Origin of the sequence: Citrobacter telavivensis (genome assembly GCF_041807075.1) — a bacterium.
In the GTDB taxonomy this organism is placed as follows: domain Bacteria; phylum Pseudomonadota; class Gammaproteobacteria; order Enterobacterales; family Enterobacteriaceae; genus Citrobacter_A; species Citrobacter_A telavivensis.
Map to the genome: position 1 here is coordinate 104,181 of NZ_JBGUBF010000005.1, position 13,199 is coordinate 117,379.

Sequence of the window (13,199 nt, forward strand, 5' to 3'; positions counted from 1 at the left end):
TAGATGATAGAAAAATGCAAGGCATGTTGGAAAAATAAACGAAGCGAGTACGCAAACGTCTTGAAATGCAGTAACATCATTCCGCCGCACTGGCAGCTCGCTAACGGTGAAAGGAGTTCATGTGAGCCAAGAAGATGATGATAAGTATCCAGCCAGCGCCGTATCCTCATGGAGCGGCTTCGTTTATCAAGGGAAAATTGCACTATATCACTCCCTTAAGATTATTCACGATGGCGACCTAGACTTTGAGCTTCAGCTAGACAGTAGTGACGACTTCGCTATTTATAAAAATGGAAAACTACATACAGCCCATCAAGTAAAAGCTAAGATAAGTAAATATCGAAGTGGTTACACCAAGGCGCTGGAACAGTCTACTTTGATCGAGCACGACAAAATCAAAGGGACAACTCGTTACTTCCATGTATCTGTCCCGCTAAGTAATACAGATGATCACAGAGGCGCTAGCGGAGAAGTAGTAAAATTCTATCGTTATGGAAACAACTATTATTGCGGCTTGGGTGAAATTGAAGGGCTTACCAAAGAGCTCATAAAAAATATATGTATCAAACAGCACATCATTGTCAGTGATAATCTTATAAATTTTAACTATTGTTTACTTTCTGAAAAAATCAGTACCAAGGCAATACACAATCATAAATTAAATCAGGTTGGCGGAATTTCAGAAAACAGAGCCGCATATGAGGGCCGTATCAAGGCCAGAACTATTTTAGAAGACTTGCTAACCGAAAACCCCTATCAGAACAGGGACTACTATACAGTTGCATTAAAGGCCAGGCTTCAAACTCACCTGGAAGAGAGATTGGATCAGGCGCTTCCAACAATGAGTGACGCTACTTACGAGAGAGCAAGATGTCTGTGTGAGCACATTCGCGAAACTCCTATCAATGAATTGAAAGCCCTCTGCCAGATGATAAAACCCTCCGAGCGATTTCAAGACGTTCAGACGAACGACATCAGGCGATACACAAAGCTCATCCAGGCTATTTCGGTGGAGCCTATATTCAACCATCTCCCACACTACCTTGACAGCGAAAATCGATTCTACGTACCTACCGCTCTTGACGTGGATGAACGCGAAGAGTGTGAGTTTGACATGACCCGTGAAATAAAAAACAACGGAGATCTGCTGAGACTACTTTTTGAGTACAACCATCTAATCGCCAGCAAAGCGGAAGCCTCATTCACCTTTAATACAAAATTCACAAACTCAGATGACTTCGACGACAAGCAGACCACTGAAAAATTCGAAAGTAACATCACCAAGTCGCTATGCATTAGCGTGATAACAAAAGACGATGCGGAGAAACGACTGAATGATAAAGCAACTCATTGATGAAGCACTTGTTGCCCATGGCTTTGTTAGTAAACGAGACTTGGACAACACAGGCTTTTATATTCGCGAGTCAGGATCTGCTATTAGGTTCGCAGTTCTACATAATCTTGACGACCTTCCTGACCCAGCCGAATTGAATAATAGAATAAATCATCTTGCTCCTGATGAGTTTCTCAGAAACCCTAGCTTTAAGAAAAACTGCGACTTGATTTGTATTCATCGTCTTGATGTTCTGGCCAAGTTCAAGGATCACGAAGAAGAAATTTTCGCAATTGAGGAAGACCCGCACTTCTATAAAAAATATGTCCTCTATTACAGTATTGCGGAAGAAAGTGCACTCACTAATTTCACATACGACAAACTGGTATATGTTATTGCTGACAAAAAGGAATTTCTTGAATACAAAGAAAACCCTCTTATCGCCACACAATACAGCTTTGCGGCGAAGATCTTTATCAAGCTTCCTTTTTTAGAGTTACCTAGCCATCAAGAAAATCTTGTGTCCTTGAGGTTACAGGCAGCAGAGGCTGTTGCACAAGCCAGCCTTAACGATACGTATTTGACTATCCAAAAAGTCACAGAAAAAAACGCCGACGAAATTATCAAGGAAATGATTAAAAATGAACTGGCAGATATCCAAGATTGAAGTCTCTAGCTTCAAAGCATTCAAGCATATCTACTTGGATCTTGGCAAGTCGTCTTTGCTAACTCTGGACGGCCCTAACGGTTATGGCAAAACAAGCATATTCGACGCAATCGAACTACTGCTTACCGGCCAGATCAGTCGAATACAAAATCTATTCAAAACATTATTAACCAAGAACAAGAGAGACTACGCGGACAATCTTTTCTGGAACAGCCGCTCAGGAGAGAACGACCTCTGCATTAAGATTGAATTTACTAATGATGGTCGCAAACTTGTTTTAGCTAGACATTGCCAAGCTGCAATATTCAAAAAACCAGTAAACAATCGTGCTGACAAATACGAAAATTTCAAGCTTTATGAGCTGCCAGGATTCGAATCATCTGACTTCACTAAGGCAAATCTGCGCGACAACAATTTCCTTGACGAAATTTTCGGAAAAAACTTCAGGGAAAACTTCTCCTTTCTTAACTATCTGGAGCAAGGGCAAAACCGGCTGTTACACACTCGGGTAGACGAACGGAAGGATAAACTAGGAAACCTATTTAACATCAGCGATATTGAAGCCGAGATCGAAAGCTGCAATTCCGTATGTAGTAAACTCACAAGGTACATCAATAATCCTGAACGCACGGCAAAAGCTGCATCTCTTAAAGAAGAGATATCCACCCTAAAGGACACATTGTTGGCAGAGGCCGGGATCATTGAGTACAAAAAAATCTCGACGTCCGATGTCCAACCAGGGTGGGACAAGGAGGTACTGTTCTCAACTTATTCGTCGGTAGACCATGCAGCCTACCAGGAATCAGTTCGAAAGATTATTGCCCTTCTGCCACTCAAAGCCACGATAAAAACCAGGGTTCACAACGAGGCAATTGATGCCGACATTGAGCGTAACGAGGAATCGCTGAGAAGTTTGGCGCAGTTTGGTAAAGACCTGGGCAAGCTTGATGTTCTTGAAGCTATCAAGAAGAGAATTGATGAATTAGAGCGTTCAGCAAGCATCATTAAACGCGGTGCCACGGTGATCAAGCTCGAAGAAGCCCGTTCATTACAAGGCTGGACGGATGGGCGTCTTGAGTGGTTTGAGTCACAAATTAATGCCCGAAACAGCCTACAAGTAAAAAGCAGCGCCAATGCGAACGTCGTAGCCGAATTGGAACGTCTAAAAAGGCAGTTACTTGGGGAACATAAGAAGTCTCATCCCGACGAGCAGTTTTGCCCTCTCTGTGGCGCTGACTGGGAAGATCACAAATCAATGGCTGATGCCATTGAATCAAGAACTAAACAGATCTCTGAATCATTAGGCCAGGATGGTAAGAGCTTAGTTAGCCTTATCACTGCTATGGATGCTGAGCTGAAACTCATCGACACCTTTATACAAGACAGCCTGAAACTCCTCACGCCTACATTTGTATCAAATCTTCATACAGGGCTAACCAGAATTAAGCTTCGGCTGCCGGCAATAACACTACTACGGGAGAAGCTGCAGAGCGAGAACATTCAATTTACTGATTCATTTACTGAAATTGATGATTTAATAGATGAGCGACTTGAAAAGCTCAAGGAGATTCTAAGAAATAAAAAACAGGTTGAAGCTGATGCCTTAGCGCTGCCGGAGGATTGGCGAGAGACCACAAACTGCGCTTTCCAAGACCTGCAGGACTTCTACATAGTCACGGCTGAAGATTTGAAGGATAAAGAGCAGTACATATCGATTAAAGCTAACGAGGCTCAAAGCTCTAGGCTCCAAACCTGTATTAACGATCTTAAGATTATCGAAAAAGAAACCCTGGCAGCCCAAAAAGCACAAGGTAAAATCGAAAAGCTCCGCAGCATATTGAAGAAGACAGAGCAGAATTATACTGACCAGACAATTTCGGCTATTGAGTTCATATTCCACATCTATAGTGGTCGGCTGATCCAAAACTACCAGCGCGGCTTGGGCCTGTTTATCGAGAGTCGCGAAGGTACGCAACTAAGGTTCCTGACTGCCGAGAAGTCTGAACACGACGCAGTTATGTCCATGAGTTCTGGTCAGGTGTCTGCCCTTAGCCTTGCTTTCTTCCTTGCGCTCAATAAGGTCTATGCTCGGGTGCCTCTTATCCTGATTGATGACCCGTCGCAATCACTGGATGAAGTAAACGTTGCTTCCTTGACTGATCTACTCCGTTGCGAACTCAAGCATTGTCAGTTGGTCGTCTCCTCTCATGAGGACGATATTTCGGCTTATATGCGCTACCGGTTCGACAGAGCAGGTTTGACAGCAAGTTCGCTCAACATGCAGCTCTTGGCAAAAGAAACCTTTTAAAACCGCCCGTGGCTACCTGAGAGCTGGGTGGCCACAGGGAATTGTATCGTGGTCTTCCCTGAGGCTCTGCGCTGAAGCAGCTCTGGGGCGGATCCGCAGTGCTATCTTCCAAGCCCTAAAAGAAACTGATCAACGCGTTCAAACAGATAGGTATTAGGATCTGAGCCTTCGTCTTTGGTTTTCAGCAAATCTATTATCTCTGGTACCGATAGGGGAATGATCAGCTTCCCATGTTCTCTCATCGCTCCGGCAATTACGTCCTTAGCAGAGTCCGCACAGTCCTCATGTGAAATCACAATCGCAACCTTCCTGAGGGCTGAGGGGTATAAATAACGCTCAGTGGTGACGATCTCGTTCTGGGTAATGGGCTTGCTGTAGTTCTTAAATTCAAAGACCACATATCTGCTTCCCAGGTCTTCGAGCATCAGACGCCACACCTCGGCTGCCTTTGCCAAGATCCGGCACACCAGATCCCTACGATGCAAGGTATCTACGGTACGAGACTGCACGTGCCAGCCGTGTAGATCTTTTTCAAAGAGATATTTAAGAGCGTTAATGCAGGCATTCTCGAAATCTGTAGCCATATCGCGGCCACGCTCGATTTCTGCTAAGGCCACGGCCAATACCTTACCTTTCTTAGGTTCCGGTGTCGGTTCATCAGCACCAGTAATCGCGGACGATGACGAACTAAGGCTCAGAGTTTCAGCACTCTTAGGTGTGTCAGCTTCGAATATCTCTTCAAACAGGGTCAAGATCTCAGGGAATGGGGCTGCCATCTCAAATAGCTTCGTTTCGTCCCAAATCTCAACAGCGGGGTATATATGGGCTACATTCGAAAAACGCTTATCCATGGGGCAGGAGATTGCCAGCACAATTCTGGCAGCACCGATCCTACTACCTCTGTCATGTGTGTGCTCTAGAGCGCGTTTAAAAATAGAAGATGGCGGCGGAGAACTGCGACGATAAAACTTTGTTTCGATCATAGTCAGAGAGTCTTGCTGACCATACGTGATATCGGGTTCTATTCCCTGTATATCCGGCTCCTCCATTACATTGTGCTTACCCAAACGTTTCAAAAGAAGCGCCAAAGCAGATGTAAAGGCATATGCAGCCTTGGCAACCCCATGCCGGTGTGATAGAGCCATAAATCTTCCTTACTAAATAAACGTCTTTTCTCGCATACTGCTGACGACTGCTCTTACCCACCATTAGTGAATACGAGAATATGTTTTCCCATCCAAAAGTCGTCGCACTTGAGGTACATTAAGTGCACTAATTTTAGCTGCAATTTCTTCCACTGATATTCCAACTTGATGTAGCTCACGAGCTTTACGCACTTGTTCAACTGATAGGCGACCTTCAGCGCCACAAATGATTTTTGCTGCGTAACTGTCTTCTTTCCATAATCCCGAAATAAGAAGGTTAGGTACTCCGCTTCGGGGAGTAGCTCGTTTGGCAGCTTTTATTGCGCTTCTAAGCTCTTTCAACGTCGGTCGATCTTTGTTGAGGACTCTAAGTTTATGTAATTCTCGAATACCTTTGAATCCACCCGGAATCATATTTAATGCTCTTCCCTCCGCCATTTCTATATCCACTCGGGCTTCTTCCCAAGCCATAATGTCATCATAAGATTGATTGACAACTAATAGTTCAGACATGAAATCGACGCGTTCGTTTTTAACGAAATGCCTCCAAGCATTATAGAATTTTTTGTTTTCGCCTGATTCAATACCACGTATATGTTCACTCATTCTTACCAACCAGTTACGTGATGTAATACCTACGTAGTTGTATCGTGGTTCTTCCGGGAGCCCCTCTAAAGTCTCATTCTCCTTGAGCCACTCACGCAAATACGAATCCGGGTGCTGGACAACAAGGCTATGATAGTAACCCATGTGACCGTTTGGTTTCAATGGAAAACCTTTCATGAGATATTGAATCGGAAGTGATATTCGCCAAATATGACCTTTGAACATCTCTTTGTATATATGCAATATAGCCCTATGTTGTTCTGGTGGTCGATAACAAGAACTATATTTGCAATCACCGAGGTTATATACCTGAACTGTTGATTCTAGCAACGTCTGTTCGCTCCAGCTTTCATGGAAGCGAGGCATGTCTTGTCTGGAACCATACCTAATTGTTAGGTCGAATGGAGCTGAATAGAACGAACGCTCCTTCATTAATTCTGGATGAGACACTAACTTGTGATTGTATTTTTCCATTTCATCAACTACACCAATCACTGTACTGTTATATTCTTTGCTAAGATATAGAGGTTTTATTCCTCCGCCGCCCATGCGAATAGTGGCTTCGTCATTCAGAGCTACCAAGTCAACATCAATTAGCTTAGCTAAAATATCTGATGGAAAAAAACCACCGATCAGGCGTTTAACTTTTAATGGGTCAATATAACGAAGTTTTTTATTTGGTTGTTTAAGAGTCTTACTCATAGGTTTACGACGAATTCTCATATCAAATACCTATTGAACGCCATTTGCTGTTGCTGGACACGAGTGAGTGAATAGCCCTCGTTAAAGTAGTCACATTATAGCATTTCTTGAAGTGGATCTCTTTCAGAGGATACTTTGAAGCATCACAAAAATTTGGTCAATAGGTCTACTACTAATAAGGGATTTATAAATCATTCTTGGTCCAATTCATCTCCTGCTGATGGGATAAACCCTATATTTCAACTAATTAGATAAGATCTCTAAATTTTACGATATTTTTTAATTGACTTTAGCTAATCCGCTCAACTTGCATAAAACGAGTCACTATGGTGTTAGGCTTTTTGGGGAGGCACCCTATCCAAGATAGTAACTATATCAGTCACTTTTATCTGATCGATGAGTTGCAATAACGTATAACAATAGATGTCGGACAGTAAGTGATTGAATGTTATCTAATTGCTTGTAAATAAATAAGAAAATTGAAAAAGTTACGTTTTCTTGTTATAATTTATCAGTAATTTGCCGGGGGATGTTTATATGAAGCTTGAAACTCGTATGCGCCAGTCGATTCAACACCGTTGTGGAGTTGTACTATCTCGTTCTGATTTGGCTCCATTGGGAAGCAAGACCCAAGTTACACATGCATTGAGTGTGTTAGTGAAAAATGGTGAACTTCTTCGCCTTTCTCAAGGGGTTTACGTTAAGGCCAAAAGAGCGGGGAATGATGTAAAAGCGCAGGGTAGTCTTGATGTTATCATTCGTGAAGCAGCCAACAAATTAGGCTTCCAGCTTCTCCAAAAAGACTTGTGCCTCGAGAAAGTAAATGCCTCACAAGGTGAAATTATTGTTGAAGTCGATGCACCAAGAGTTAAGCGCAAGCTTGTCATAAATGGGAAGACTATTTGCTTTCGTAGTTATAGCCGTAAGTCTGCTACTAAAAATACAGAATTCAAATTGGCAAAGACACCTCCTACTAAGGGAGTTGCTCGTTATGTCGTAGAGCTTGCTCGCTATTACAACGTATATTATTGCTACAACGCAATGGATCAGTGGGCTGATGCTGTAACTCGCTTAGCTGGTGATGAGATAGTACATGATACCGTCGAAGATCTTCTTGTTGCTCTAAAACGTGCGGGGAAAATCACCAAGCAAGAAGTTGCGAAGTTGTCAGTCAATTACCTGCGAGAACAAAAACAAAGTGTTTGATCCGTTTAATGATTTTGAGCAAGTCGGTTATTTACGTAACCATCATGGTGTAAAAGACCCAGAGATTGTTCGTCAACTTGAACATACAATGTTTCGTGCTGGTTTAGATGAAGCTTTAGTTTACTTAGCGGGAAGAGCGGACTTGTGTTACGAAGATTTCTTGGAAGTTCATCGGATATTATTCGAAGAATTCTATCCGTGGGCAGGTCAAGATCGTACAATTACTGCTCCTAATTGTGCGGTATCTAAAGCTGGCACGATGTTTTGCCATCCTCATGATGCACGTTTAGCTATTGAGCAGGGTCTACGTCTCGGACAGAATGCAGAGTCTATGCGTCAGCGTCCTGGTGAGGTTATGGGCTTTTTTGCATATGGGCATCCATTTCTTGATGGGAACGGACGTACTATGTTAATTGTTCATAATGAGCTTTGTCATCGAGCAGGCTTTTCGATTGATTGGCATAGAACTAATAAAATTGATTACCTAAGAGCCTTAAGCGCTGAAATTGAATCCCCATCAAAAGGGCTTTTGGATAACTACCTATTACAGTTTATAGGCGGTACTCGAGATCGAAATCTTTGGGGGGAATCTATAAATGGTATTCGTGGTTTAGACGGTCAAGGTATAGAAAATTCCGTAGATGGTGAGTACACGGACATAGCAGTTGCTCAAAAGTATCAATCATTCGAGATGAATAGAGGTCTGTGACAAAGCGTTGGGAGGAATGATTGAGACCCGAACTGACCAGTCTATACCCCAATGAGCTCTATCAGATCCGCATGGATATCAGTGAATCCTTTGCCTAGATGAAAGCTGAGCTAAAACGTCAACATGTAGTAAAAAATTTTAGCATGGTATATATAATGGTACCGAGTATGTTCTTATTTCTAACTAACTGTTATATAGACTAATTCACTTCTTGTTTATATTCGAATGGGAGTGAGGGGTGATTTTTTAATTGCCTGACTTGATAAAAGAACACCAATAAATTTTATCTATTGGTATTCTTTTTAATAATATGAAAGATTTAAATTCCCGTGTTAAATTAAGAATGCTTTATTATTCATAGTCCCAGCCCCATGAATATAAACATTGTATTGCATGAAGGAGAGCACATAAATGGATACTTTTGGATATTGAGAAATAAAACTTCCCACTAAAAGACTTATCTAAGTCCTCAGGCATGTTTATATAACCTAATGTTCTCAGTTGTGTTTTTGTTCTTTTCATTTCAGAGTAAAGTCGTGGAGATTCTCTCAGTTTGAAATGCTCTTTATTTCCCTGATGGATCAAATCTTCAAGGTAATTAGCGCTTATGGAAAGATTGGCTTTTAGATTGTTGTGCAACGTATTGAAGTTAATCATTTCTTTTTGAACGTTGCTCATCAACTCTTGTAGTTTAGATTGTTCAAGTCTTGCTTTCATCTCTAGAACCAGATTGCAAAAATAAGTATCATTCACTAAATCCGCCTCTAGATATGCATTTGGTTCTAAATGATACTTTAAATTGATTTTCTCCCTGAATGAACAATCTCCAAATATATTTTTAACTGGATTGAGATTATCCTCAATAAAAGATATTTGGTAAAATCTATGTGATATGTTTTCTGAGGTTTGCCAGGCAAGTTGCCCCTGGAATGTACGGAAAACCATTTCTGAACTTTCATGCAGTAAATGCCTTAGATATCTCTCTGCATGTTGATTAGTGTCATATCGGTCGAAATGGTTAACTATTTTTACTAATGTTTCCCCAGCTAGTCTACTTAATTCAAGAAGATCATTTTTATGTCTGTTTTGTGTTTTAATTAGTGCTTTTCTATATGCCAAATGAGATTGATATAAATGAGAGCGATAGTCATTAAAATGATTTTTCTTTGCAAAATCACTTTGCTTTTTTGCATACAGCATACTGAATACCGATACAATTAATGCAGCAAATGATAATATTTCAGTTAATCCAATATTCATTGTATCCATAGCATATCAATTATTTTTCCACGTCCAGTAATTATACTTTGTTGAACATTTCTGCATCAAGGGAATTGTTCAAAACATTAGAATGGTAAAAATCCGCCAGGGATCGTTGTGAGACTGATTGATCTGTCCCTAGTATTAGACACAATCGTCAGTTAGTAGAGTCGGTTTGTTTACCTTAACATTTTCCATTTCGCCACCGTGCTGCAAACTCTGATGGCGTCTGACAATTCATTATTGGATGTGGGCGGCACTTGTTATAATCCCGTCACCAGTCATTAATGATTTTCCATATCGCTGAACCAGTGCTCATTCAGACATTCATCGCGAAATCGTCCGTTAAAGCTCTCAACAAATCCGTTCTGTGTTGGCTTGCCCGGCTGGATTAAGCGCAACTCAACACCACGCTCAAAGGCCCATTGATCCAGTGCACGGTAAGTGAACTCCTGACCTGCACTCACTACTCCGTAAATGCAATTCACACTCAGAGAAGCAACCAAGATTCCAGACCGTGGACGTCGATAGACACATATTCGGGCTGCCTCTAGCTCAGTCCTGGTGTTGTGGTGCACTGGATGCTTATACCACCACCGCATGGGGACTTGAATATTGCGGGAAGGCCGTTCCAGCCCACCAGGATACCACCAAGATTTGCGCCAGTGGCTCCAGCAACAGTATGTCGTGCGGTCGCTCTGACGTCATCGAAGGAGTTAGGGTCCTTATCAGCCGGAGTGGGTAAATGCCATGCTCCATGATCCCACCCAGCTCCTATATTTAGTGTCGCCGTGTTGAGCGTCGGGTGGCGGACACCTGTTGCCCCGTGTGCATTGTCGTGGCCGAACGAATAGAGCAGGCGGCAGTACTCGTTCACACCGCGGAATGGTTTTGGTGCAGCGGCTCCTCCATTAAGGTTTGCTCCATGATGAGGGACTACCACAGCTATAGGGTTTTTAGGCGCTAATGAAGGCTCGATGTGCGTATAGTTGCAGTCGCCAGTTAGAAGCCAGGTTCTACTGGGACTTAGATTTCTGTTCTCCACTACCGCAACAATTCCAGTGTCGTTTCTGCCATTCCCGGTTCCGAGCGCCAATCGGAGTTCAGTCCTCATAGAGAGTGCGACCGTATCAATCCCCCCCGGGGGCGGGTTGTAGATGGAGAGTTTGCCACCTTGGGCAATGATGTCATTTGCAAAGGCAATGTGCAGTGGTCCGACAGTTTGTAGTGGCGCAATCCATGTGCGCAGAAGTGCGGGATAGGTTGGCGGAGTACCGACTCCAGTCGCGTACGCTCCAGCCCAATGATCTGCATCCCAGTGTGACAGTATAATTGGCGGGCAGAGTGTAAAGCAGAAAAGCAGGGGAGTCGGCGTTGTGTGCTTGTTACGATATACCCCAGCACCAAGGTCAAAGTAGAGCGACGGCAGCGGATGACAAGTGATGTCTGAATTCGCATTGAGTAAAGCGTTTGCGTTTCCCTGCCCAACATCGTAGACAGCGAGCATGTCTGCGCGAGTTCCCTTGAGAGTAGCTTGAAGACAAGCTCTCGATATTTTTGGGAAATGCTGCAACGAAAATATTCCTGCCAGAGCATTGGCGTGAACAGGTGTCGGCATCGTTCCCTGAACAAACGCGGAAATTGGCGGGGCGAACAAGCCCGGATAGATTAGCGCAGGCGTGAAGCCTTTACGGTGGGTTGCAGACACCTCGAACTTAAACCATGCGCTCTCTAAAGCCTGCGAACCCGTGTTCGTATTTAGTCCGTCATAGTCAGGCAAGAATGGCAGTCCAAATGGGTTTGTTCTGGCATCTAATTCTACTTCAATGCGAAATAGTGGGGCGCTTTCAAAGATGCTCGGAGTTCCGGGTGTTGGGAAGCCTTTGCTCTTCCAAGCCCCAACCGCTTTTATAGGACTATTGATGTCAAATCGCGGGTCTTGTTTTGCCTGGTCGTTCAGCCACTTGACGTCAATTGCATCAACTGCAATTAGCACAATGTTGGCCGGAGGCCCTGACGTAACGACATGGTCTACCCGCCCAAATACACTTTGTGGCAATTTGACACGGTCGTCAAAGTCCCTTTTGAAATGGCGATTCATACGCCTCCCTTTTTAAGAATTGTTGAGTCATCTAACAGTGGCGGACATATTATGTTATGTGTGCCGTACGACTTCATTTGATAAATGTAAACGGGCCAGGCTTGTTGCCGCGCAATTAGCATAGGGCTGTATCAGGCAAGGTTAGCTTTAATGCCCTAGATAACGACCTCTATTGCGGCAAACGTGAAGTGTACGAACGTCCGGTACTGTTGCATAGAATAACTTCCAGTAAGCCGATATTCGCAAACGACTGGAATCGCCGCATACCTTCCTTCTAGTGGAACAATCTTAAAAACCGCAATCAGGCTGGCTCGGACATTCAGGCCTTGAATGCGAGTTCCCGTGGTTGGCGGATGTGTGACACTATGCGTTGACCATAAACCCGATTACACTCCGTTACAATGCTATTCTTGCTGCCATGCATTTCTACAAGGGTATTTTTCATGGTATTGAGTAGTGTGTGGTTTTCATGGTATTGTTTTATAATGATTTTTTATTGTTATTGGTAATTGAGTGGGAGTAAATATCCCTTCGCGTCGCTGACGCGTAGTCGACAAAACCCTCTGTTTATACAGGGGGTTTTTTGTTTTATCCGGGCGAAAAAAATACCAGATGGCGTCTGTCTGGAAATAAAGGATTAACGTTGAGCAGGCGTTTCGACAGAGAGACTGGACTGTTGCGCGTCTTTTTTGTCCTGATGATGATGCCAGGCACCGATAGAAGAGTAGACAAAGCGTCCAAAAAAGAAGATAAAGCTGATAAGCAATACGATACGGGTCATGCGACTGTTAAATCGATGTCGTTTTCGCATACTGGTTGCCTGACTCACAAAAGGTTCCTTAAGAGATGCCCATTCGGGCGATAAGTACATTAAGGCACACTGTGTCGGACGGGTCAATTACTGATTATGTAAAATTGCGTCAGTTGATTCATATCCAGGTGTTATGGAAATTAATTACATTATTTACATTAATAATGTGAAAATGATAACGCAGCGAAATAAAAGTAATAATTGATTAATGGGGACTAAAATATTTGATATACGTCAAAATTTACTTTCCGTTGATAACTAAAATCGGTGCGACATGTATGGTGAGTTTTTCATCTTAATTTGACGTCAGGTGGGATGCCTGTCTGATACACCCCCTTCAGGATTCTGGGG

The 13,199-nt window shown here is 43.0% G+C and carries 10 protein-coding genes and 2 pseudogenes; 6 read left to right on the forward strand and 6 right to left on the reverse strand.

Annotation, left to right across the window (positions count from 1 at the left end):
- The first annotated feature begins 121 nt into the window (after window positions 1-121).
- Genes ACERJC_RS19160 through ACERJC_RS19170 form a run of 3 tightly spaced genes read left to right on the forward strand, consistent with a single transcriptional unit; the run spans window position 122 to window position 4,308 of the window.
- Window positions 122-1,354 carry an ABC-three component system protein gene (locus ACERJC_RS19160; protein ID WP_323093162.1) on the forward strand — a complete coding sequence of 411 codons (1,233 nt, stop codon included), beginning with the start codon at window positions 122-124 and terminating at the stop codon, window positions 1,352-1,354.
- The gene (locus tag ACERJC_RS19165) at window positions 1,335-2,000 is read left to right on the forward strand and encodes an ABC-three component system middle component 1 (RefSeq protein ID WP_373672265.1); all 666 of its coding nucleotides are present in this window, start codon (window positions 1,335-1,337) and stop codon (window positions 1,998-2,000) included. Before ACERJC_RS19160 ends, ACERJC_RS19165 begins: the two co-directional genes overlap by 20 nt.
- On the forward strand, window positions 1,975-4,308 hold the full coding sequence (locus ACERJC_RS19170) for an AAA family ATPase (protein ID WP_373672266.1): 2,334 nt from the start codon (window positions 1,975-1,977) through the stop codon (window positions 4,306-4,308). The genes ACERJC_RS19165 and ACERJC_RS19170 overlap by 26 nt, the downstream gene beginning before the upstream one ends.
- Window positions 4,309-4,409: 101 nt before the next feature.
- Here the strand turns inward: ACERJC_RS19170 and ACERJC_RS19175 are convergent, their stop codons facing one another.
- Both ACERJC_RS19175 and ACERJC_RS19180 read right to left on the reverse strand, forming a co-directional pair.
- Complete coding sequence (locus ACERJC_RS19175; RefSeq protein ID WP_373672267.1) at window positions 4,410-5,453, reverse strand: hypothetical protein; 1,044 nt, start codon at window positions 5,451-5,453, stop codon at window positions 4,410-4,412.
- 63 nt (window positions 5,454-5,516) lie between these two features.
- A complete protein-coding gene (locus ACERJC_RS19180; RefSeq protein ID WP_373672268.1) occupies window positions 5,517-6,782 on the reverse strand; it encodes a hypothetical protein in 1,266 nt (421 codons plus the stop codon).
- 516 nt (window positions 6,783-7,298) lie between these two features.
- Here ACERJC_RS19180 and ACERJC_RS19185 point away from each other — a divergent pair.
- Window positions 7,299-7,967: a hypothetical protein gene (locus ACERJC_RS19185; RefSeq protein ID WP_373672269.1), complete on the forward strand. Its 669-nt coding sequence runs from the start codon at window positions 7,299-7,301 to the stop codon at window positions 7,965-7,967.
- A complete protein-coding gene (locus ACERJC_RS19190; protein ID WP_196095697.1) occupies window positions 7,960-8,676 on the forward strand; it encodes a Fic/DOC family protein in 717 nt (238 codons plus the stop codon). Before ACERJC_RS19185 ends, ACERJC_RS19190 begins: the two co-directional genes overlap by 8 nt.
- Window positions 8,677-9,027: 351 nt before the next feature.
- Here the strand turns inward: ACERJC_RS19190 and ACERJC_RS19195 are convergent, their stop codons facing one another.
- From ACERJC_RS19195 to ACERJC_RS19210, 4 genes and pseudogenes are all read right to left on the reverse strand, one after another.
- On the reverse strand, window positions 9,028-9,945 hold the full coding sequence (locus tag ACERJC_RS19195) for a hypothetical protein (protein ID WP_373672270.1): 918 nt from the start codon (window positions 9,943-9,945) through the stop codon (window positions 9,028-9,030).
- Window positions 9,946-10,120: 175 nt separating this feature from the next.
- Window positions 10,121-10,394, reverse strand: a pseudogene (locus ACERJC_RS19200) (integrase core domain-containing protein); the annotation flags it as partial.
- Between the two features lie 92 nt (window positions 10,395-10,486).
- Window positions 10,487-12,037, reverse strand: a complete 1,551-nt coding sequence (locus ACERJC_RS19205; RefSeq protein WP_373672271.1) for a ComEC/Rec2 family competence protein — start codon at window positions 12,035-12,037, stop codon at window positions 10,487-10,489.
- A 637-nt stretch (window positions 12,038-12,674) separates the two neighbouring features.
- Window positions 12,675-12,866 (reverse strand): YfgG family protein, encoded by a 192-nt coding sequence (locus ACERJC_RS19210; protein WP_012906630.1) that lies wholly within the window; start codon window positions 12,864-12,866, stop codon window positions 12,675-12,677.
- A 40-nt stretch (window positions 12,867-12,906) separates the two neighbouring features.
- Between ACERJC_RS19210 and ACERJC_RS19215 the strand changes: the two are divergent.
- A pseudogene (locus ACERJC_RS19215) lies at window positions 12,907-13,053 on the forward strand (hypothetical protein).
- The last annotated feature ends 146 nt before the right edge of the window (window positions 13,054-13,199 follow it).

Coding starts and splice junctions, on each gene's coding strand:
- ACERJC_RS19205 (WP_373672271.1), bottom strand. CDS start 12,037: ATGAATCGCCATTTCAAAAGGGACTTTGACGACCGTGTCAAATTGCCA.
- ACERJC_RS19195 (WP_373672270.1), bottom strand. CDS start 9,945: ATGGATACAATGAATATTGGATTAACTGAAATATTATCATTTGCTGCA.
- ACERJC_RS19175 (WP_373672267.1), bottom strand. CDS start 5,453: ATGGCTCTATCACACCGGCATGGGGTTGCCAAGGCTGCATATGCCTTT.
- ACERJC_RS19165 (WP_373672265.1), top strand. CDS start 1,335: ATGATAAAGCAACTCATTGATGAAGCACTTGTTGCCCATGGCTTTGTT.
- ACERJC_RS19170 (WP_373672266.1), top strand. CDS start 1,975: ATGAACTGGCAGATATCCAAGATTGAAGTCTCTAGCTTCAAAGCATTC.
- ACERJC_RS19180 (WP_373672268.1), bottom strand. CDS start 6,782: ATGAGAATTCGTCGTAAACCTATGAGTAAGACTCTTAAACAACCAAAT.
- ACERJC_RS19185 (WP_373672269.1), top strand. CDS start 7,299: ATGAAGCTTGAAACTCGTATGCGCCAGTCGATTCAACACCGTTGTGGA.